This is a genomic window from Wenyingzhuangia sp. 2_MG-2023, assembly GCF_030548295.1.
In the GTDB taxonomy this organism is placed as follows: Bacteria; Bacteroidota; Bacteroidia; order Flavobacteriales; family Flavobacteriaceae; genus Wenyingzhuangia.
This window is the reverse complement of sequence record NZ_JAUOSB010000003.1, coordinates 156,382-178,902: the sequence shown is the minus strand read 5'-3', so window position 1 is coordinate 178,902 and position 22,521 is coordinate 156,382. Positions and strand designations below refer to the sequence as shown.

The 22,521-nt window shown below is 33.4% G+C and carries 19 protein-coding genes; 9 read left to right on the top strand and 10 right to left on the bottom strand.

The annotated features are described in order from the left end of the window. Positions 1-41 precede the first annotated feature (41 nt). The 3 genes from Q4548_RS06425 to Q4548_RS06415 form a co-directional block, all read right to left on the bottom strand. Positions 42-533, bottom strand: a complete 492-nt coding sequence (locus Q4548_RS06425) for a Dps family protein (RefSeq protein WP_303452747.1) — start codon at positions 531-533, stop codon at positions 42-44. A 144-nt stretch (positions 534-677) separates the two neighbouring features. Next, the gene (locus tag Q4548_RS06420; RefSeq protein WP_303452868.1) at positions 678-1,442 is read right to left on the bottom strand and encodes a TIGR02757 family protein; all 765 of its coding nucleotides are present in this window, start codon (positions 1,440-1,442) and stop codon (positions 678-680) included. Positions 1,443-1,506: 64 nt separating this feature from the next. After that, positions 1,507-2,868 carry a sulfatase-like hydrolase/transferase gene (locus Q4548_RS06415; RefSeq protein WP_303452745.1) on the bottom strand — a complete coding sequence of 454 codons (1,362 nt, stop codon included), beginning with the start codon at positions 2,866-2,868 and terminating at the stop codon, positions 1,507-1,509. Between the two features lie 87 nt (positions 2,869-2,955). Here Q4548_RS06415 and Q4548_RS06410 point away from each other — a divergent pair, with 87 nt between their 5' ends. Together Q4548_RS06410 and dcm are read left to right on the top strand one after the other, a co-directional pair. After that, a complete protein-coding gene (locus Q4548_RS06410; RefSeq protein WP_303452743.1) occupies positions 2,956-5,859 on the top strand; it encodes an FAD-binding and (Fe-S)-binding domain-containing protein in 2,904 nt (967 codons plus the stop codon). A 496-nt stretch (positions 5,860-6,355) separates the two neighbouring features. Further along, positions 6,356-7,600, top strand: a complete 1,245-nt coding sequence (gene dcm, locus Q4548_RS06405) for a DNA (cytosine-5-)-methyltransferase (RefSeq protein WP_303452741.1) — start codon at positions 6,356-6,358, stop codon at positions 7,598-7,600. On the opposite strand, the gene Q4548_RS06400 is transcribed toward dcm, so the two are convergent. Beyond that, the gene (locus Q4548_RS06400) at positions 7,573-8,337 is read right to left on the bottom strand and encodes an Eco47II family restriction endonuclease (RefSeq protein WP_303452739.1); all 765 of its coding nucleotides are present in this window, start codon (positions 8,335-8,337) and stop codon (positions 7,573-7,575) included. The genes dcm and Q4548_RS06400 overlap by 28 nt on opposite strands. A 207-nt stretch (positions 8,338-8,544) precedes the next feature. Here Q4548_RS06400 and Q4548_RS06395 point away from each other — a divergent pair, with 207 nt between their 5' ends. Genes Q4548_RS06395 through Q4548_RS06385 form a run of 3 tightly spaced genes read left to right on the top strand, consistent with a single transcriptional unit; the run spans position 8,545 to position 10,294 of the window. Beyond that, the gene (locus Q4548_RS06395; RefSeq protein WP_303452737.1) at positions 8,545-9,207 is read left to right on the top strand and encodes an HAD family hydrolase; all 663 of its coding nucleotides are present in this window, start codon (positions 8,545-8,547) and stop codon (positions 9,205-9,207) included. Positions 9,208-9,214: 7 nt separating this feature from the next. Beyond that, positions 9,215-9,583 carry a CidA/LrgA family protein gene (locus Q4548_RS06390; protein WP_303452735.1) on the top strand — a complete coding sequence of 123 codons (369 nt, stop codon included), beginning with the start codon at positions 9,215-9,217 and terminating at the stop codon, positions 9,581-9,583. Positions 9,584-9,586: 3 nt separating this feature from the next. After that, positions 9,587-10,294 carry an LrgB family protein gene (locus Q4548_RS06385; RefSeq protein ID WP_303452733.1) on the top strand — a complete coding sequence of 236 codons (708 nt, stop codon included), beginning with the start codon at positions 9,587-9,589 and terminating at the stop codon, positions 10,292-10,294. A 74-nt stretch (positions 10,295-10,368) separates the two neighbouring features. Here the strand turns inward: Q4548_RS06385 and Q4548_RS06380 are convergent, their stop codons facing one another. The 5 genes from Q4548_RS06380 to Q4548_RS06360 form a co-directional block, all read right to left on the bottom strand. Further along, on the bottom strand, positions 10,369-10,821 hold the full coding sequence (locus Q4548_RS06380; RefSeq protein ID WP_303452731.1) for a VOC family protein: 453 nt from the start codon (positions 10,819-10,821) through the stop codon (positions 10,369-10,371). A gap of 146 nt (positions 10,822-10,967) precedes the next feature. Next, positions 10,968-12,764 carry an acyl-CoA dehydrogenase family protein gene (locus Q4548_RS06375; RefSeq protein ID WP_303452729.1) on the bottom strand — a complete coding sequence of 599 codons (1,797 nt, stop codon included), beginning with the start codon at positions 12,762-12,764 and terminating at the stop codon, positions 10,968-10,970. Between the two features lie 45 nt (positions 12,765-12,809). Continuing rightward, a complete protein-coding gene (locus Q4548_RS06370; protein WP_303452727.1) occupies positions 12,810-13,994 on the bottom strand; it encodes an acetyl-CoA C-acyltransferase in 1,185 nt (394 codons plus the stop codon). 101 nt (positions 13,995-14,095) lie between these two features. Beyond that, positions 14,096-16,498: a 3-hydroxyacyl-CoA dehydrogenase/enoyl-CoA hydratase family protein gene (locus Q4548_RS06365; protein WP_303452725.1), complete on the bottom strand. Its 2,403-nt coding sequence runs from the start codon at positions 16,496-16,498 to the stop codon at positions 14,096-14,098. A 2-nt stretch (positions 16,499-16,500) separates the two neighbouring features. Beyond that, positions 16,501-16,941 carry a MarR family winged helix-turn-helix transcriptional regulator gene (locus Q4548_RS06360; RefSeq protein ID WP_303452723.1) on the bottom strand — a complete coding sequence of 147 codons (441 nt, stop codon included), beginning with the start codon at positions 16,939-16,941 and terminating at the stop codon, positions 16,501-16,503. Positions 16,942-17,157: 216 nt separating this feature from the next. Between Q4548_RS06360 and Q4548_RS06355 the strand changes: the two genes are divergently transcribed. From Q4548_RS06355 to Q4548_RS06340, 4 genes are read left to right on the top strand one after another with little or no spacing between them, the layout of a single operon-like run. Then, a complete protein-coding gene (locus Q4548_RS06355) occupies positions 17,158-18,081 on the top strand; it encodes an ABC transporter ATP-binding protein (RefSeq protein WP_303452720.1) in 924 nt (307 codons plus the stop codon). Then, positions 18,074-19,324, top strand: a complete 1,251-nt coding sequence (locus Q4548_RS06350; protein WP_303452718.1) for an ABC transporter permease — start codon at positions 18,074-18,076, stop codon at positions 19,322-19,324. Before Q4548_RS06355 ends, Q4548_RS06350 begins: the two co-directional genes overlap by 8 nt. A gap of 16 nt (positions 19,325-19,340) precedes the next feature. Beyond that, positions 19,341-20,504, top strand: coding sequence for a sigma-54 dependent transcriptional regulator (locus Q4548_RS06345; protein ID WP_303452716.1), 1,164 nt, complete (start codon positions 19,341-19,343; stop codon positions 20,502-20,504). 9 nt (positions 20,505-20,513) lie between these two features. After that, the gene (locus Q4548_RS06340) at positions 20,514-20,990 is read left to right on the top strand and encodes a hypothetical protein (protein WP_303452714.1); all 477 of its coding nucleotides are present in this window, start codon (positions 20,514-20,516) and stop codon (positions 20,988-20,990) included. Between the two features lie 110 nt (positions 20,991-21,100). Here Q4548_RS06340 and Q4548_RS06335 read toward each other — a convergent pair whose 3' ends face one another. Then, positions 21,101-22,519, bottom strand: coding sequence for an efflux transporter outer membrane subunit (locus Q4548_RS06335; RefSeq protein ID WP_303452712.1), 1,419 nt, complete (start codon positions 22,517-22,519; stop codon positions 21,101-21,103). Between the last annotated feature and the right edge of the window lie 2 nt (positions 22,520-22,521).

Below are 22,521 nucleotides of genomic sequence, written 5' to 3'. Positions count from 1 at the left end.
AATTTCTTTAATTACACCATTCTATAGTATACAATGGATGTTTATGCAGATGTTTTTTGACGGTCAGTTTCTTGATTCCAAGCTTCAAGCATCCAACTTGTTTTTTCTAATTCTCTGATGTATGCACCAATCAAATCAATAGTACCTTCATCATTTGCTTCTCCAGCACGTTTTACGACATTAGTCATTCGTTCTAACAACAATTGATGATCGTCTATCAAAGTAACCACCATTTCTTTGTCTATCAACATAGAACTAGATTCTTTTATTTTAGACATGGTTAAATAATCACTATATCTACTAACAGGGCTTTTTCTCAAGGTTAAAATACGTTCTGCTATTTCATCAATTTTAAGTCTTGCTTCTTTGTACATTTCTTCAAACTTGACATGTAAATCAAAAAAGTTTTGTCCTTTAATGTTCCAGTGAAAATTTCTTAATTTTTGGTAGTAAATATGATATTCCGCTAATAGAGAATTCAATTCGCTAACTACGGGGGTTAATTTTTCTTGGTCTATACTTAAATAATTCATTTTTGTAATGTTTTTAAGGTTATTAAATAACTAGATAAACACTTTGATTATCTTTCTATTACAAAGGTAGGGAGTAAGTATAGTTAGGATTTGCTCATATCGTTTAGATGTGAGCGTATATGCTTTTAGAGGAGCTCAAATGAGTTAAAAGCTTTCAAAAACACCTAACCCAAAAAGAGCAAAGTCATATTTAACAGGATCGTTAGCATCTAGTTTCCTAAGATTGCTGTCTAATTCCAGTAAAGCTTTTGCATCGTTTTGTTTTCTAACAATCAATCCTAGTTTTCTACCAACATTACCTGTGTGTACATCTAAAGGACAAGATAAATAGGATGGAGGTATTTGTTTCCAAATTCCCAAATCTACTCCCAACTGATCTTGTCGTATCATCCAGCGCAAAAACATATTGATGCGTTTGGCTGCTGAACCTTTGAGTGGATCTGAAACGTGTTTGGTGGTTCTTGCAGGGTGTGGTATTCCAAAAAATATTTTTTTAAACTCGTGAATTGCAGGTTGTAATGATTGTTCTTTTACATGTGTGGCAAAAACACTTTCTAAACCTCCGTGATTTTTATAAATGTTCTGAAGAGAGGTAATGAAAAACTGAAAATCAATTCCATTAAACGTTCTGTGTTTGAATTCAGAGAGTTTTTCTAGATCGCTAGTATTGTGATTCATCACAAAATCAAAAGGAGCATTTCCTAACAAATCCATCATCAACAAGCAGTTTTTGATAATCATAGGACGTTTTCCCCAAGAAATAGTAGCCGCAAGAAAACCTGCAATTTCAATGTCTTCTTTCTTAGAAAAAAGATGTGGAATTTGTACGGGATCGCTGTCTATAAAATCTCGGTTGTTGTACTGATTTACTTTACTGTCTAAAAATGCTTTGAGTTCTTTTTGAGTCATCAAACGTATGGAATGTTTTTTCAAAGATAAGAAGTTCTATGTCCATTGTGTTTAGGCAGTGTCATTAATTTAAAATCCTCTCAGCTTCTGCTTGTAATTCTGTCACAGCAGTTTGTTCTTCAGTTGTTAAATTTCCATCGTACAAATTGATAGTTTCTGCATAATCGTCAAGCACATTGTATAGGTAGATTATTTGGTCATCATCATCATAAATTAATTTGTATTTTTCATTTCTAACCGTATATCCTCCAAAGGCAGGTCCGTTGGACAGTCCTTCTGTAAATAAGAACTTTCTTGAGTGTGTTTTTTCTTGAGTTAAAAGTGATTTAAAAGAAATACTTTCATCAGCATCTATATTACTTACTTTACATAAATCAGCAATGGTGGCAAACAAATCAGTACTTTGAATCAATGCATTCTCTTCTTTATTCTCTCTAGAAACATTTGCACCAGCAACTATTAAAGGCACATTAACACCTCCATTAAACAAAGATCCTTTAGCTTTACTTCTGCTAAAAGGAGTTTGTGCTACTTGAGCAGGTGTACCGTTATCTCCAATAAAAATAATGGTAGTGTTGGCTAATGTTTCTTTGGGAATAGTATTGAGTAACCTTCCTATTTCAGCATCCATCGCTTCTAACATTTGTAAATACATATCAAGCGTACTATTTCCTGTATGTGTATACAAAGTATCATCTTTTGGAGTGTGAAAAGTTGTATGCGCAGCATTGTAGGCTAACCAGCAGAACCAAGGTTTGTTTTGTTGATTGATCCAATCAATAGCATAGTCTGTATAGGCTGTCGTTCCATAATAATTGGTGATTTGAGTATCTGTTCCGTCTTCTTGAAGTGTCCAATTGTAGTAATCGGTTAAACCTCCACCCGTATTTCCTTTGTAAAAGTCTATATGCATGTTTTCCGGATCTGTAGAATCTCTAGACAAATGCCATTTCCCCATTAAAGAAGTCGCATAGGGAGTGTTTCCATTATTTATAAAAGATTGTATGGTTGTTTCGTTGGTGTTGATAGCATCTCCAGGAGATAATACTCCTGTTTCCACAGCATGTTTTCCTGTTAAAATACTAGCCCTGGTTGGTGCACAACGTGGATAAGACCATGTATTGGTAAAACGAACTCCTTTCTGAATTAATTTGTCTAGGTTTGGCATGTTGGGCTTTATAGATGCTAAATCTGTAGCATACGGAGTGGCATCCATTCCCATATCGTCCGCAATAATCAACAAAATATTAGGGTTGGCTACGTTTAAATTGTAATTAAATTCAATGATAGAATCATTTTCATCCTCGTTAATTTGTTCATTTTCTTTCAAACTTCCATTGCTTTTACTACAGCCCATAATTAAGAAAAAGGAAAAGAAAAAAAGAAAAAAGTGTGGTAAAGATTTGTATTGATTCTTATAGTTCATTGAGTCTGTTTTTTAGTAAAACAAATGAAAGTTATTTTACCCTAGTAAATATATAGAAAAACAATCGGTTTCTTTATTTTTGAGATTATGGAAAAAGAAATTTCTGCATTGGCTAAGTCTATAGAAGGAACAATTCTGACGGATGAATTACATAAAAATATTTATGCAACAGATGCTTCAGTGTATCGAAAAATTCCTTTAGGAGTTGCTTATCCTAAATCTGTTAAAGATTTAAAAGATATTATTGCTTTTGCAACTCTAAACAACATCACCTTGGTGCCAAGAACTGCGGGAACTTCTTTGGCAGGACAATGTGTTGGTGAAGGTTTGATTGTGGACGTTTCTAAGCATTTTACACAAATTGTTGAATATGACAAATTCTCAAAAACAATTACGGTCCAACCAGGTGTGATTCGTGATGATTTGAATCGTTATATACAAACTGATGGTTTGTTTTTTGGTCCCAATACTTCCACAGCCAATAGATGTATGATAGGGGGAATGGTGGGAAACAATAGTTCAGGAACTACATCCATTCGTTACGGTGTTACCAGGGATAAAATCATTCGTTTGAAAACGTTATTGAGTGATGGGAGTGAAGTGATTTTTGAAGAAATAGAAACGAAACTCTTTCTAGAAAAAACAAATCAAAAAGATGTAGAGGGTGCTATTTATCGTAAAATATACGAAACTTATAGGCAGAGAGAAGTTCAAGAAGAAATTAAAAAGGAATTTCCCAAACCAAGCATTCACAGAAGAAATACAGGTTATGCAATAGACGAATTGTTAAAATTTGAATTGTTTGGAGGAACGGAAAAAACAATCAATTTAGCAAAAATACTCTGTGGTAGTGAGGGAACCTTGGCCTTTACCACAGAAATTACTTTACAGTTAGACACGTTGCCCCCAAAACATAGTGTGATGGTTGCATCACATTTTAAGTCTTTGCAAGAATGTATGGAGTCTGTTGTCATTGCCATGAAACATCAATTGTACAATTGTGAATTGATGGATAAGTTGATTTTAGATTGTACTAAAAACATTCGTTCTCAACAAGAAAACAGAAGCTTTTTAGAAGGTGATCCTGCTGCCGTGCTGATGCTAGAAGTAGCATCGGAAACTTTAGAAGATGCTTTTATACAAGCAGATAGTTTGATTTATGATTTGAAACAACACCAATTTGGATTTGCACATCCAAAAGTAGTGGGAGCAGAGATAAATGGAGTTCACGAATTGCGAAAAGCAGGTTTGGGAGCTTTGGGGAACTTGATAGGAGATAAAAAAGCAGTGGCTTGTATAGAAGATACTGCGGTAAGTTTGGAAGACTTGCCCAATTACATAGCTGAGTTCTCGGTGATGATGGAAGAGTTTAACCAGCAAGCAGTGTATTATGCACATGCAGGAGCGGGAGAAATTCATTTACGACCCATTTTAAATTTAAAAGTGAAAGAAGACGTTGTTTTATTTCGAGAAATTACCACTCGTGTTGCTCAATTGGTTAAAAAGTACAAAGGTTCTTTAAGTGGTGAACATGGAGATGGAATTGTAAGGGCAGAATTTATTTCTATGATGATAGGGACTAAAAACTATGATTTACTAGTACAATTGAAAGAAGTTTTTGACCCTCATTTTATTTTCAACAAAGGTAAAATTGTGCATCCTTTTCCTATGGATGCCTCCTTTCGTTACGAGATGGATAGAGAAGAGCCCGAAGTGACTACTTTGTTAGATTTTTCCGAGAATTTAGGAGTGTTGAGTTTGGCGGAACAGTGTAATGGTTCAGGGGATTGTCGTAAATCTGTAGCTGCTGGCGGAACCATGTGCCCTAGTTACAGAGCCACAAAAAATGAAAAAGACACTACCCGTGCTAGAGCCAATGCTTTAAGAGAAGTGTTAACGAATAATACGGCTAAAAATAAATTTGATAGTGAAACTTTAAAACAGGTTTTTGATTTGTGTATTGGTTGCAAGGCTTGTGCCAGTGAATGTCCGAGTAATGTAGATGTGGCTCTGTTAAAATCAGAGTTTTTGTATCAATACCAAGAAGCAAATCGTTACAGCTTTCGTAATAAGTTGTTTGCAAGAGCTACAGAAATCAATCAACATTTATCCATATTTGCAGGCTTTGTAAACATGTTTAGCAATACTTGGTTGGCAAAAAAAGTGTTGGGCATCAGTTTGGAACGTAATTTACCTATGCTAAAAAGGCAAACACTAGAGCAATGGATAGAGAATAACGATGAAAATAATTTGTTAGAAAACCCTATTAAAACGGTGTATTTTTTCAATGACGAATTTACCAATTTTTACGATGTGCAAACAGGAATTGATGCGATAACGTTGTTAACTCAGTTGAATTACAGATGCATTTTTATCAACCATGAGCAGAGTGGTAGAAGTTATATTTCTAAAGGTTTTTTAAAAGAAGCTAAAGGAGTTGCCAATGAAAATATAGAGTTATTCGGAGCAGTGGTTCATCAAGAAAGTCCGTTGGTAGGTATAGAACCTTCTGCTATTTTGTCTTTTAGAGACGAATATTTAAGATTGGCTATAGACAAAGAAAAAGCCATAGAATTGGCAAAGCACACCTTTACCATAGAAGAATTTATCAGTAAGGAAATAGCACTAAGTAATATTAAATCCAATTGTTTTGTAAATGATGTAAAAGAAGTTAAAATTCATGTGCACTGTCACCAAAAAGCATTGAGCAATTCCAAACATACTTTTGATATGTTAAATATTGTGCCTAATTACAAAGTTACGCTTCTAAATACAGGTTGTTGTGGTATGGCGGGTTCGTTTGGTTACGAACAAGAACATTATGCGGTGAGTATGCAAATGGGTGAAGATACTTTGTTTCCTAAAGTTAGAAATATGAATGAGGATAGTATTTTGGTAGCTTCAGGAACTAGTTGTAGACATCAAATAAAAGATGGAACACAAAGAAAAAGTTTGCATGCTGTAACAGTTTTAAAACAAGCATTGATGTAATAACTATATTATTTGTGGGGGTTCGAGCGAAGTCGAGAACTCTGTACTGAGCGTAGTTAAATCATAGTCAAGAACCTTAATACAGAGAACAGCTACTGAGCAGCCTGTACTGAGCGTAGTCGAAGTAGAGTCGAAGGCGTTCTCAGGAATGTTTAGAACTTTTAATATTTATAAAAATAAAACCATAGCATACGATACCTAATTAGAAGAAATAATCCATAAAGTTTTAGAAGAAAAGATACTTTTTATAGCCAAAAAAATGATGGAAGGTTTGTGTTACATAGTAGATGATAAAATGTATTTATTGATGCCGATAAGTTGTATATAGCTACACAACTGGAATTTTGCGTTCAAAAGTGTTTAGATTTTAATCTTTTGGCTAAGAGTTTTATGAGAAAATGAGGTTGTTAATAAATAAATAGATTATGCTTGTAATAATATTAAAATCCTCAAGTTTTTGTTATAAATTTGTAACCAATGTATAAGGTTGTGTAATATGGTTACAAAAGAATATTATTCTCTAAATGAGGCTTCAGAAATTTTAGGAAAAAGTAAAGAGACTCTGCGACGTTGGGATAGAGAAGGCAAATTTATTGCTGTAAGAGAACCCATCAGCCAATACAGAATATACAAAAAAGAACAGATAAATATTTTACTAAAGCAATTATCCATAGACTACGAAGATACTGTAGATAATTCACTTAATGCTACTCAAGAGTATAAAGTTATAGAATTATTTGCTGGAGCAGGAGGCTTGGCCGTTGGAATGGAAAAATCGGGAATAAAATGTGTTGCTTTAAATGAAGTTGATAAATGGGCTTGTCAGACATTGAGAGAAAATAGACCCCACTGGAATGTTTTAGAAGGTGATATAAAATCTTATAGTTTTGAAAAATATAAAAATCAAGTAGATATAGTTACTGGTGGATTTCCTTGTCAGGCATTTAGTTATGCAGGAAAGAAATTAGGGTTGCAAGATGCTAGAGGAACATTGTTTTATGAATTTGCAAGAGTTGTAAAAGAAGTAAATCCTTTGATTTGTATAGGTGAGAATGTAAAAGGATTGCTTTCTCATGAAAAAGGGAAAACTATTCAAGGAATGATTTCTGTTTTAAATGAAATAGGTTATAATGTTGTTCCTGTAAAAGTTTTAAAAGCAATAAATTATAAAGTTCCTCAAAAAAGAGAAAGAGTTATATTGGTTGGAGTAAGAAAAGATATTGACTTAAAATATGAATATCCAAAACCTCATAATAAAATTTATAATTTAATAGATGCCCTTAAAAAGGGTGAATTATATGATTGTGACGTTCCTTTTTCTGAAGGAGCAAAATATCCTGTTCATAAAAAAAAGGTCTTAGATTTAGTGCCTGAAAAAGGATATTGGAGAAACTTACCTTTAGATATTCAAAAAGAATACATGGGGAAAAGTTATTATTTAGGAGGAGGGAAAACGGGTATTGCGCGCAGGATTGGTTGGGATGAACCAAGCTTGACACTCACATGTAGTCCCGCTCAGAAACAAACTGAGAGATGTCACCCAGAAGAGACTAGACCTTTTACCGTTAGAGAATATGCACGAATACAAACATTTCCTGATGATTGGAAATTTATGGGGTCTATTTCTCAACAATACAAGCAAATTGGAAATGCAGTTCCTTGTAACTTGGGTCAAGAAATTGGTTACTCTATTATAAAGTTTTTAAATGCTTACTATTTAAGTTTGTCAAAGCCTAAATAATAAGGGTAATTCTCAAAAGTGATTTCATCTAAAATAGTTCTTTTTGATTTATGGGATCCTTGGGTTATTTCTTCTAGTGCAGAATTATTCTTTGATTTTTGATTTTTTTGTTTACTTAGATAGTCATCTATTGCAATAGGTAAAACTTGGTACAGTTCAAAAAGAGCATTATTTCTTCCTGTGAGTAGTTTGTAAAATTGATCACCAGATATTTTATAAACCCTACTATGGCTGTATTCTTTACCATTAATTTCACCAAACCATCTTTCGTTAAAGCTATCTTTAGCTAAGATTTGAACCCAATAACATTTGGATTTTTTATAGGTATCCGCATATTTTGCTAACTTCTGAAACAAACTTTCCGATGAACTACTGTTCATGGTATTGTGTTTATTTTTAATATCAGCAAATAAAGTATTATCAGTTGCTTTGATATCAAAACCACTTAAATTACCAATTTCAAAACCTTTAATACCTCCTAAAATTTGTTCGTGAAAAGTTCCAATAGAATTGTTTATAGATTTATCAACTTGTCTATTGATTTCGGTTTTGATAAGAGTTTCTTCATCAAGATTATTAAATTTAGAATCAAATGTAAGCTTGATTGTGTCTATTTTATTGTTATAAAATTTCTTTTTACTAACATTTGACTTAGCTTTTAAATACGATTGGTGAAGATTTTCAATACAGATAAATAAATGTTCGTCAGATATAAAACTTAAATAATGATTCGCCATTTTTTATTTTATTTTTCAATAAAACGAATGTATTGAATATTATTGATTTTTCAATGTTTATGATGTGAAGTAAAACTATTAGGGATGAATTTATAAAAGTATTACACTAAATAAAAATGTTTGAAAACGGAACAAAAGATTTGTTTTAAACATTTATAGAGATTTTTAAAAAAAGTATTTTTGTTACATAATAGAAATACTAAGAAAATGAGTTTTAAAGCCGTGATTTTTGATTTGGATGGAACCTTGGTCAATTCTATTGAAGACATTGCATCATCTATGAATGTAGTTCTGAAAAAGAATGAATTTCCTACACATGATTTAGAAACCTACGAACGATTTATAGGGTATGGTATTAGAAATTTAGTATTCAAAGCGGTTCCAGAAACTCATAAGGAAGATGAGTTTGTAGATATTTATTTTAAAGAAATGCTACAGGTTTATCGTGATAATTGTGTACAGAAAACGGCACTTTATAGTGGTGTGCCAGAAATGTTAAATGCGTTGGTATCTCTAAATATTCCCATGGCTGTGTTTTCTAACAAAGCAGAGGAATTGACAAAAAAAGTGGTTCAATACGTAGTTTCTGAATGGAAATTTACAGATGTTGTAGGATTGACCACAGAAGTTTTGAAAAAACCAAATCCAAACAAAGCCATTCAAATAGCAGAAAGTTTAGGAATCTCTACCCGCGAAATTTTATTTGTTGGAGATTCTGAAGTAGACATGCAAACCGCCATTGGTGCAGGTATGCAAGCTGTAGGTGTTGTTTGGGGATTCAGAAGTCAAGAGCAATTAGAAAAGAGCGGTGCAACATACATATTGCAACAACCTTTAGATTTGATAGACATTATCAAAAAACAAAACTAGTCAACAAATGAAACAGGTTGTCATCATTTTAGGGTGTTTGTTATTTGGAGAACTGGTAGTATATCTAACAGACTTCAAACTTCCGTCTAGTATTATAGGCATGTTATTGTTAACACTTTTGTTACAATTGGGGTGGGTTAAAATAGTTACCGTAAAAGGTATTTCTAATTTTTTAACTCAAAATATGACGTTCTTTTTTGTGCCTCCAGGTGTTGCTATCATGCTGTATTTAGAGGTGATTCAAGCTTCTTTTTGGCCTATTATTGTAGCGTCTATAGCTAGTACAATTCTTGTTTTTATTTTTACAGGATGGACACATCAGTTGTTTATAGACAATAAGAAAAAAACACAAAAAGAAATAGACCCTAAAGTATAGAATATGGAGCTTTTTTTTCAAAATAAAATATTCATCATCACATTAACTTTTGTGGCTTTCTTTGTTGCTCAAATAATTCAGAAAAAAACCAAATTAATTCTTTTAAATCCTATATTGATTGCTATTCTGATTATTGTTACTTGTTTGTCGTTGTTAGAAATTGATTTTGAAGTATATCATGAAGGAAGTAAATTGATAGAGTTTTTTCTTAAACCTGCAATTGTTGCTTTGGGTGTTCCGTTGTACCAACAATTAGGGAAGATAAAAAAACAGGCAATTCCTATTTTAGTTTCTCAATTGGTAGGTTGTGTTGCCGGAGTAGTTTCTGTAGTATTGATTGCCAAATGGATGGGAGCACCTACGAAGATCATCTTATCTATTGCCCCAAAATCTGTTACAACTCCCATTGCTATGGAAGTTTCTAAAGCAATAGGAGGGATAGCACCCTTAACCGCTTCTGTAGTGATTATGGTTGGGATTTTTGGTTCCATTTTTGGCTATGGAATCATGAAGTTTACACGTGTAAAAAGCACCTTAGCGCAAGGTATTTCTATGGGAACCGCTGCACATGTAGTGGGAACATCAAAATCTATGGAAATTAGTGAGAATTATGGTGTAATGTCTAGCATTGGGTTAATTGTAAATGGAATTTTAACGGCATTGCTAACTCCTTACATACTTCAGATTTTAAGTTTGTGGATAGAATTGTAAATCCTAAATTAAACCAGTTTTATTTTCTCTTTTTATAAAAAGACATTTTTAAAGAAGATGGTTTTAATTACAATTTACTTTGTTGTTTCTTCATTCATTTCTGTAAATACACGGTCAATTGGTTCCCAAAGTTCAATTTTATTTCCTTCAGCATCCATAATATGAACAAATTTTCCGTAATCAAAAGTTGCAATAGAGTCTAGTATTGTAACGCCATTTTCTTGTAGTTGATTGACCAATCCTTCTATATTTTGAACTCTGTAATTGATCATGAATTCTTTTTTTGATGGAGCAAAATAATCACTGTCTTTTTTAAAAGGACTCCACTGAAGATAATTTATTTCCTCAGGGCAATTTGCATTTCGAGACTCAAAACTAGAACCCCATTGATTGACTTTAAGTCCTAAATTTTTAGAATACCATGCGTTTGTTTTTTCAGGATTTTCTGAGAAAAAGAAAATTCCACCTATTCCTGTAACTTTTGGAGTCAAAGAGTTGCTTTCGGCCTGCTTTGTGATGTCTTTCATGGTGATTTTATTTTGCTTTATCAAATATAAAAAATGAACTAATAGAACAAATAATTTATTGAGATAAAAGGAGAAAGTCTTTCTAGCATAAAAAAGCTGTCTTGTAAAAAGACAGCTTTAATGAAATACTTATGAAGTTGTTTGTTTTAACAAGGATAACCATTTTTTGAAATAGCAACCTTAGCAATCTGTTTTTTCAAAGCAATAATGTTGGGATAATTTTGATATTTTGTAAATCTTTTCAATCCCATTAACAACATTCTTTGTTCATCATTTTCAGTAAAAGAAATAATAGCTTCTTTTCCTTTTCTGTTGATAGTTTCAACTGCATTAAACAAGTTCAATTTTGTCATAGCTATTTGTAAACTCGCTTCTTCTTTGGATGTTTTAGATGCTAATTTTTCAGTTTTTAAAAGTGCTGATTCAGCCATGTAAATTTCTATCAATATTTCAGCTGCACACAAAACTAATTCTTGTTGTTTTTCCAAATCCATTCCAAATTTTTCAACAGCTTTTCCGGCAATCATCAAGAAAGTCTTTTTTAGTTTTTCTAATATTTCTTTTTCTTCAGAAAATAATGCCGAATAGTCAGGAGTGTCAAAAGACGGAATCCCCATCAAATCATTTGCTACAGCCATTGCTGGAGTCATCAAATCTATTTCACCTTTCAATGCTTTTTTCATCAACATTCCAATGGTTAATAGACGATTGATTTCATTGGTTCCTTCGTAAATTCTAGAAATACGAGCATCTCTCCAAGCAGCTTCCATAGGTGTATCTTCAGAAAATCCCATTCCTCCATAAATTTGCAATCCTTCATCAGAAACAAATTGTCCTACTTCGGAACCGTATACTTTTAAAATAGCACATTCCAAAGCAAAATCCTCTACACCTTTCAATTCTGCATCATAATGAGCCATTCCATCAGCCTCTAAAGCATCAATTTTATTTTGAATATCACCAGCAGCTCTATACACACCACATTCAGTTACAAAATTCTTAGTAGTCATCAATGCAATTTTTTCTTGAACCGCACCAAAATTTGCAATAGCAGTTCCAAACTGCTTACGTTCATTGGCATAATTTACAGCATTAGAAATAACTCTTCTACAAGCATCCAAACAAGCAGAAGCCAATTTGATACGACCTATGTTTAAAATATTCAACGCTATTTTAAAACCATTTTGTCTTGTAGATAACATATTCTCTACAGGAACAATAGTTTCATTAAAAAATACTTGTCGAGTAGAGGAAGCACGAATCCCTAATTTTTTTTCTTCTTCACCCAACGTAATACCGTTTGAGTTTTCAGAATCGTACTCAACAATAAAAGCAGTTAAGTTTTTATCATTTTCAATTCTAGCAAATACAATCATCAAACTACAGAATCCTGCATTTGAAATCCACATTTTTTGACCTGAAATTTTATAATGTGTACCGTCTTCAGACAATACTGCTTTGGTTTTTCCAGAATTGGCATCAGAACCTGCTCCAGGCTCTGTTAGGCAGTAGGCTCCAAACCATTCACCCATAGCCAATTTAGGTACGTATTTTTGCTTTTGTTCTTCGGTTCCATACAATACAATAGGCATGGTTCCAATTCCTGTATGTGCACCAAAAGCGGTTGCAAAAGAGCCTGAGGCTCCAGAAATATAATCACAGACTAAAATAGTAGACATAAAAGACATTCCCATGCCTCCATAAGTTTCTGGAACAGCAATGCTCAAGAATCCCATTTCACCTGCTTTATTCATCAGTTCTTCTGTAAAAGCGTAATCTTTCTTTTCAAATTTTTCTTTGTGAGGCCAAACTTCCCTATCTATAAACTCTATTACAGATTCACGCATCATTTGTTGTTCTTCGGTAAAATCCTCTACAATAAAAATATCATTGTAGTGGGTTTGTTTTACCACAAATTCTCCTCCTTTTATTGTGTTTTTCATACCTAATGTTTTTTTTGGTTCGTATATCTATTCAGGTTGATGTTGTTACTTTAAAAATTCATAAACTCCTGCTGCTCCTTGTCCTGTTCCCACACACATGGTAACAACTCCATATTTACTGTTTCTTCTTCTCATTTCATTGATCAATTGCACGGATAATTTTGCTCCTGTACAGCCTAAAGGATGTCCTAAAGCAATAGCACCTCCGTTTACATTTACAAGGTCTGGGTTGAGTCCTAATTCAGAAATAACTGCTAACGATTGAGAAGCAAAAGCCTCATTCAGTTCTATCAAATCAATGTCTTTTGTGGTCAATCCTGCTTGTTTCAATGCTTTTGGAACTGCTAGTACAGGTCCAATTCCCATAATTTTAGGTTCAACACCTACGGCAGCAAAAGAAACTAGACGAGCTACAGGCTCTAAATTCAATTCCTTCACCATTTCTTCACTCATTACAATCACAAAAGCAGCACCATCACTCATTTGTGACGAATTTCCTGCTGTTACAGAACCTCCGTTTGCAAAAACAGGTCTCAAACCCGCCAAAGCATCTAAAGAAGTGTCTTTTCTAGGTCCTTCATCTTTGATAACCGTGTAGTTTTTAGTTTGTTTTTTGCCGTTTTCATTCACAAAAATTTCTTCTATATTGATGGGAACAATATCATCGTCAAACAAACTATTTTCTTGTGCATTGAGTGCTTTTTGATGAGAATTGAACGCAAATAAATCTTGCTTCTCTCTAGACACTTTAAATTTATCTGCCACAGCTTCTGCGGTCAATCCCATTCCCCAATAATAATCTTCATGACCATCTTTGGTTTCTTTGTAGTTAGGAGAGGGTTTGTACCCACCCATAGGAATGTACGACATGCTTTCTACACCTCCTGCAATGATACAGTCTGCCATTCCTGATTGAATTTTAGCCGCAGCAATAGCAATAGTTTCCAAACCAGAAGCGCAGTATCTGTTAACAGTCATTCCTGCCACATCGTTGATTTTTAGTCCCATTAAAGAAATCAAACGTCCCATGTTCAATCCTTGTTCTGCTTCAGGCATTGCATTTCCCACAATCACATCGTCAATACGTTCTTTGTTCAATTCTGGAGTTTTTTCTAGCAGGTAGGCAATGGTTTCAGAAGCCAATTCATCGGGTCTTTTGAAACGAAACAATCCTTTTGGTGCTTTTCCAACTGCGGTTCTATATCCTTTTATGATGTATGCTGTTTTCATTTTTTTAAAGCTTTTAGCTATTCGTCTTTGACTTTTAGCGTTAGATTACTTTTGTTTTTTTAAGCCTATAACTAATTATGAATAGCTAAAGGCCTAAACCATTAATTTCTTAATGGTTTTCCCGTTTTTAACATGTGTTGAATTCGCTCCAATGTTTTTCTTTCTCCTAACAGAGATAAAAAAGCATCACGTTCTAAATCCAATAAATATTGTTCTGAAACTTCTGTAGGCTCAGACAAATCTCCACCTGCCATTACATACCCTAATTTGTTTGCAATCAATCTATCGTGTTCAGAAGCATATTTACCAGCAACCAGACTGTCTGCACCTACACGGAACATTCCCAAAACCTGTTGTCCTAAGACCTTTACTTTTTGAGGTGCTGGAATTAAATAACCGTCATTTAGCATTTGTACAGCATGTTGTTTGGCGGTTGCTATTTGTTGAAAATCATTTACCACTACAATGTCTTTATGTGGTTGAAAATAACCATAATCAAAAGCTTCATGAGCAGAAGTGGCTACTTTTGCCATCGCAATGTTGATAAATGCTTCTCGCATTCTATTCAGTTTTACATCGTCTTTTAAAACAATGTCAGAAACTCTTTTGGTCATTTCCTTGGTTCCACCACCACCAGGAATCACACCTACTCCAAATTCCACCAATCCTGTATAAGTTTCCGCAGCAGCAATTACTTTATCTGCATGCAGACTTAATTCACATCCACCACCTAAAGTCAATCCTCTTGGAGTAATTAGAGTAGGGCAGGTAGAATATCGCATGCGCATCACCGTTTTTTGAAAGTACTGTACAGCAAAATTCAATTCATCATATTCTTGTTCTACGGCTAACATGAAAACCATGGCTAAATTGGCTCCTACAGAAAAATTAGTTGCTTGATTTCCAAGAATAACAGCATCGTATTCTGTTTCTGCCAAATCAATACCTTTATTAATGGCTTGCAAAACACCACTTCCTAGCGTATTCATTTTAGATTGGAATTCTACATTCAGAACACCATCTCCCAAATGCTGAATAGAAGCTTCTGAATTGGACCAGATTGTTTTAGCTTCTCTAATATTATTTAAAATGATAAAACTATCCTGTCCTGGAACTTTGGTTGATTCTTTTGAAATCTGATTGTAAAAGTATTTTTTACCTTCTTTAATGGTATAAAAAGAAGAAATATTAGCTTCTTTCATCTTATCAATCCATGCAGCGTAGGTTAAATTTTCTGTTTTGATGAGTTCTAAACCTTTGTCCAAACCAATGGCATCCCAAATTTCAAAAGGACCGTGTTGCCAACCAAAACCAGCTTTCATGGCTTCGTCAATTTTATACAATTCATCCGAAATTTCTGGAATTCGGTTAGATACATAGGCAAACAAGGCAGCAAAAGTTTTTTTGTAAAATATCCCGGCTTTGTCTTCTCCTTTGATTAAAATTTTAAATCGATCTGCTACATTCTCTATCGTTTTGGTTGCATTCAACGTTTCAAAACTAGCTTTGGTTGTGGGTTTGTATTCTAGAGTATTCAAATCCAACTCTAAAATGGTACTTGTTCCTTTGTGTCCTTTTTCTTTTTTATAAAAACCTTGTCTTGTTTTACTACCCAACAATTTGTTATCTAACATGGTTTTCATAAAGTCTGGCAACTGAAACAAAGCAACAGATTCGTCGTCTTTACAATTGTCATATAGCCCATTAGCAACGTGAATTAAGGTGTCCAAACCAACCACATCAACCGTTCTAAAGGTGGCAGATTTAGGTCTACCAATTACGGGACCTGTTAGTTTGTCTACTTCAGAAACAGTCAAGTCCAATTCTTTAACAATATGCAACATACTCATGATTCCAAAAATCCCAATTCTGTTTCCTATAAAAGCAGGAGTATCTTTTGCCAATACTGTTGTTTTTCCTAAGAATTTAGTTCCAAAGTGCATTAAAAAATCAACTACTTCTTTTTTACAATCTGGACCTGGAATTACTTCAAAAAGTTTTAAATATCTTGGTGGATTGAAAAAATGACTGATGGCAAAATGTTCTCTAAAATCTTGAGAACGATCCATATTCATGTATTTGATAGGAATACCTGAAGTGTTGCTTGTTACAATAGTTCCGGGTTTTCGATGCTTTTCAATCAGTTCAAAAACTTTTTGTTTGATTGCTAGTTTTTCTACCACAACTTCAATAATCCAATCTGCATCTTTTATTTTATCAATATCACTGTCTAAATTTCCTGTAACAATTCTACTTGCAAAAGAGGTATTGTATAAAGGAGCTGGCTTAGATTTGATAGCAGCTTGTAAATTGCTGTTTACAATTCTATTTTGCACCAAAGGGTGCGATAAATCCAATCCTTTTTGTTTTTCTCTATCGTTCAATTCTTTTGGAACAATGTCCAATAAAAGCACTTGCAAACCAATATTAGCGAAATGACAGGCAATGCTAGATCCCATAATTCCTGAACCAATAACTGCTATTTTTTTAATTTGTCTTTTCATAATTAAAAAATTAATTTTTTTTGAATCAATTCTTGAATTGTTTCTGTTACTACTAGAAAGGCATCCATTTGTTTTTGTGTCAAATTTTTAGCCACTTCATCGTTAAATTTTAGAACAATTTGTTTGGAAATATCTCTTTGTTCTTTTCCTTTGTCTGTCAACTTGATCAATACACTTCGTCCATCGTCTGGGTTTTTTTCTCTATAAATCAACCCTTGCTCTTCCATTTTTTTTAAAGTTCTGGACAGACTAGTGGCTTCAATTCCCATTTTAGGGCCAAGTAATGTAGAGGGAGTACCCTGTTTGTAGTCAATACTGATCAATACAAAACCAACGGTCATGACACTGTTTTTTTTCAATGCCTCTTCATTATACATTTTACTGATAGACTGCCAAGTTGATCGATACAAATAGTCAAATGATATATTTGGTTTCTCTTTCATGTTTAAAGATATTAAAAAAAATAGTTATGCTAGCATAGTTTTGTGAATTAAAAATAGAGATATGATAATATTTGTATTAAAAACATAAACTATTGTTTGTTTTAAAGCTAGAAATTTGAGATATATTCAGTTTGAAATCCTTGCATTTTTTATTTCAATCTTTAAATTAATTCCTAAGTATATGATATATTTATCCTCCCTAACAAAAAAGATTTTATGCAAGAAAATATTCTGAGTATAGATAGTTTGCAAAAAAGATATCAAAAAAATGTGGCTCTAAACTCTATTTCATTACAGATTCCTAAAGGAAGTGTGTATGGCTTGATTGGACAGAATGGTGCCGGAAAAACAACTTTGATTCGGATATTAAATAAAATTATAGATATTGATAGCGGAACTATTCATTTTAATGGACAACCCATACGTCAAGAAGATGTTCAAAAAATTGGTTATTTGCCAGAGGAAAGGGGCTTGTACAAAAATATGACAATTGAAGAGCAAGCAATGTATTTTGGACAATTGAAAGGAATGACTAAGAAAGAAAGCAAATTACAGCTTGATTATTGGTTGAATCGCTTTGATATCTCTGATTGGAAAAAGAAAAAAATTCAAGATTTGTCTAAAGGAATGGCTCAGAAAGTACAGTTTATTATTACGGTGTTGCACCAGCCAGAATTGTTAATTTTAGACGAACCTTTTAGTGGATTTGATCCTATAAATGCCAATTTAATTGCATCCGAAATCAAACAATTGGCAAAAAATGGAACGACAGTTATTTTTTCTTCGCATAGAATGGAATCTGTAGCAGAAATGTGTGATCACGTGTGTTTGATTCATCAAGGAACTATTTTGTTGGATGGTACAATTACCGATATTCAAAAAAAACATGCCCAAGCTGTTTTTGAAATCAATCTGTTTGAATACAATGATGCTGCCTTGGAATTGTTTTTAACCAATACAGAATATACGGTAGCAATTAAACATCAAGATGATGAAAATGTACAACTAGAAGTACTTCCAAATCAAGATGTTTCAGACAATCTTCTTACTGAAGTTTTGAAAATAGGAAGCTTACATTTATACAAACAATACATCCCTAGTTTACAAGAAATATTTATTAAAACGATAGAAAATGCATAAGTTATTACTGATTATTCAGAGAGAATTTATCACAAAAGTAAGGAGTAAGGCTTATTTGGTATTGATTTTTTTAAGCCCAATTTTAATGATTGGGATGTTCAGTGCTATCTTTTATTTTGCGAGTAAAGAAGAGTCTTCAAAAGATAAAACCGTTTCTATTTTGGCGGTTACAAATTCTGAAATCGTAAAAGATTTACAAAAAACGCATCCAAACATACAGTTAGAATCCACCTCAAATAGATCTTATGCTATCGCAAAAGCATTGGTAGATGAAAAAAAATACAACGGACTTGTGTATACAAATTCTGAGTGGACTGTTTTGGAGGTTTATGGTGATGAAAAAGTACCCAAACAAGATTTTAAAAAGATTTTAGACAAACATTGGAAACGACATTATTTATCCCAACATCAAATAAACCCTAAAGTAATTGAAACCATTGTGCAAGAGAGTCCTGTTAAGATTCAAAACATGGACAATTCAAAAGAAACTGTTCAGAAATGGGTAAAAGGAACCATTGCAATAGGAGCAGGGTATATTGTAATGATGTTTGTAATTATTTATGGAAACTCGGTAATGAGAAGCATTATAGAGGAAAAAAATAGTAGGGTGATTGAAATTATGGTTTGTACCGTAAAACCTTTTCAGTTGATGTTAGGAAAAATCATTGGTAATGCACTTGCGGGCTTGTTACAGTTTTTTATTTGGGGAGTATTGCTCTTAGGAGGTTTGTTTTTAATAGATACTTTTCTCCCTGCTACGGAAGGGGTAGATGTAGAAAAAATAAATTTGATTTTTCAAACACTTTGGGAAATCAATTACTTGCAAATTGTAATTGTATTCATCATCTTCTTTTTAAGTGGTTATTTGTTGTACAGTAGTTTTTACGCCTCCATTGGTGCTGCTGTAAGTAGCGAAACTGATACACAACAATTTGTGCATCCTATTTTATTACCTTTAATGTTTGCCGTTTATATAGGAATTGTAACGGTGGTAAATGGAAATCCAAATGGAGAAACAGCCATGTTATTCTCATTCATTCCTTTTACTTCTCCAGTTATCATGCTAATGCGTATTCCTTTTGGTGTACCACTATGGCAAATATTGGTATCCTTGGCATTATTATTGGTAACTTTTATAGCGACTGTTTTTGTTGCTAGTAAAATATATCGAATTGGTATTTTAACTTACGGAAATAAGCCGAGCATCAAGCAATTGTTTAAATGGGTATTCCAAAAAAATTAGATTTCAATATAAGGTTATGAGTAAAATATTAATCATAGAAGATGAAGCAGCAATTAGACGTGTGTTGAAACGCATCATTGCTGATGAAAATAAAACCTACGAAGTAGAAGAGGTAGAGGATGGAGTTTTAGGATTGAATCTGGTAAAAGCAAACGATTATGATTTGATTTTATGTGACATCAAAATGCCAAAAATGGATGGTGTAGAAGTTTTAGAAAAAATAAAAGAACTAAAACCTGAAATTCCGGTTATTATGATTTCAGGACATGGTGATTTGGATACTGCGGTACAAACCATGCGTATGGGAGCTTATGATTACATCTCCAAACCGCCAGATTTGAATCGACTTTTAAATACGGTTAGAAATGCTTTAGACCAAAAGAAATTGTTGGTAGAGAATAAAATTCTAAAAAGAAAAGTTAGCAAGAAATACGAAATGATTGGTGAGAGTGAACCAATTCAGCATATTAAAAACATGATTGATAAAGTTGCTCCAACAGATGCTCGTGTTTTGATTACTGGACCTAACGGAACTGGAAAAGAATTGGTAGCTCACAGATTGCACGATATGAGCTTGCGTTCCGTGTTTCCAATGGTAGAAGTAAATTGTGCAGCCATTCCATCAGAATTGATAGAAAGTGAATTGTTTGGGCATGTAAAAGGATCGTTTACCGGGGCTAGTAAAGACAGAGCAGGAAAATTTGAAGCAGCAAACGGCGGAACTATTTTTTTAGATGAAATTGGAGATATGAGTCTTTCAGCTCAGGCCAAAGTGTTAAGAGCGTTGCAAGAAAATAAGATCAGTAGAGTAGGATCTGACAAAGATATTAGCGTGAATGTACGTGTCTTGGCGGCAACCAATAAAAACTTAATGAAAGAGATTGAAGAAGGTCGTTTTAGAGAGGATTTGTACCACAGATTGGCCGTTATTTTAATCAAAGTTCCTTCGTTGAATGAAAGAAGAGACGATATTCCGTTGTTGATTCAACATTTTTCTACCATCATCGCCAAAGAACAGGGAATTGTTCCTAAAAAGTTTTCCGCAGAAGCTTTAAAAAACTTACAAGATTACAATTGGACAGGAAATATTCGAGAATTGCGTAATGTTGTAGAGAGATTGTTAATTTTAGGAGAGAAAGAAATTAGTGCAAATGATGTGTTGTTGTTTGCCAGTAAATAAAAAATTGTAATGAATAAAAATTTGAATTCTATCCAGATTGGGATAGGTGTTGGTGACATTAAATTTGGAATGTTTAGAAAAGAGGTTTTTGCTATTTTAGGAGAACCCTCCGAAAAAGAAATTGAAAAAGATTTTGATACAGGTGATGCTGTAGAAACTTGGGATTATGAAAATGAAGGTGTTTCGTTTTCGTTTGATGAAGAAGAAGATTGGAGATTGGAGACCATTACCATCAATTCTAGCAATTTTGAGTTGAATGGAGTAGGGTTGATAGGTAAAAACATAGAGGAAGTTCAAGATTTTATTGAAAAAAATAAATTAGGGGAAATGGAATTTGAAGATTATTCTTCGCCAGAATTGCCCAATCATGAATTGATAGATGTAGATGAAGCCAATTTGTTTTTTTGGTTTACCAACGAAATTCTAACCGAAATACAATTTGGAGTCCAGTGGGATTTTGATGACAATGCCAAATGGCCAAAGTAGATAAAGTATATTTTTTAGACTTTTAAAAAATTGAAAATCCCCATACGACAATTGTTGTATGGGGATTTTACTATTGAGAGAATTATAAACTATGAAAATAAAATTCTTTTTTATTCCACTCCACCTCCAAGGGCTTTGTACAAATCAACTACAGTAGTCAATTGTTTCAGTTTGCTATCAACCAAATTCAGTTGAGCGCTTAATGAACTTTGTCTTGCTGTTAACAAATCTAAGTAGTTTGCATAACCGTTCTTAAGCAACTCTTCCGAGTTCATTTCTGCATGTGTCAATGCTTCTGCCTCTTTCAATCTAAATTGAAATTTGGTGGTTTCTGCACGGTATGCATACAAGGCATTAGATACTTCACCTCCCGCAACTAACAACGTTTTTCTATAGTTCAACAACGCTTCTGCTTCGGTATTTTTAGCTACTTCTAATTGTGTTTTTAATTTTCTTTGGTTGAAAATAGGTTGTGTAATTCCTCCAATAATATCTGCAAATATGGAATTCACACTCAACCATTTGTCAATTTCCAAACTTTGAAAACCACCAGAAGCTGTTAATGTTAGTGATGGGTAAAAACTAGATTTGGCAACATTTTTTAGTTCAAAAGTCTCCATCAAACTGTATTGAGCCGATCTTACATCAGGTCTATTGCTTAATAACAAAGCAGGAACTCCAATTTTCATATCCGTGTCAATAGATTGTTTGTTTAAAGCACTTCTTTGAAATTTTTGAGGAGCTGTTCCCAAAAGAATACTAAAACTATTTTCTAATTGAAAAATAGCCGTTTCTAAATCCACTTTCAAAGCTTGCGCACTGTTGTATTGAGCGATGTTTTGATCTACAGCAATCTGAGTCACTTGTCCAGCTTCTTTTAAAGCAATGATTGTTTCCAATCCTTTTTTACGAGTTTCAATAGTTTGATTCGTAATTTTTAATTGAGCATCAAAAGCCAACAATTGGTAATAGGTAGTTGCAATTCTTGAAATCAACTCTGTTCTAACTGCTTGTTGAGCTGCGGATGTTTTTAAGAAACTTGCATAACTAGCTCTTTTGCTACTTCTAATTTTTCCCCAAATATCTGCTTCCCAAGCTAAGTTTCCATTCAATTGATAAGTCTGTATAGATCTATCAGAAGACAATCCACCAAACCTACTGTTTTTAGAAATTTCTTGATCTGTCAAACTTGCACCAATACTAAACGTTGGTAAGAATCCTGCTTTTCCTTGTTTTAAATAAGATTCAGCTGAATTCATTTGTTTGATGGCAATTTGTAAATCAAAATTGTTTGCCAATCCTTTGTCTATATATTCTTGCAAATACCCATCTGTAAAAATAGTTTTCCAAGAAACAGTTGCCATGGAAACAGTATCTTTTGAGGATACTGTTTGTGATGGTGTTCTAAATGTATTTTCTTGTGTTTCCTTTACGGTGGGCTGCTCAAAATTTTTGACAGCCAAACAAGAGGTTAGAAGCGTTGTACTTAAAAGCAAAACTCCAATTTTATATTTGTTTCGTTTTTTCATGA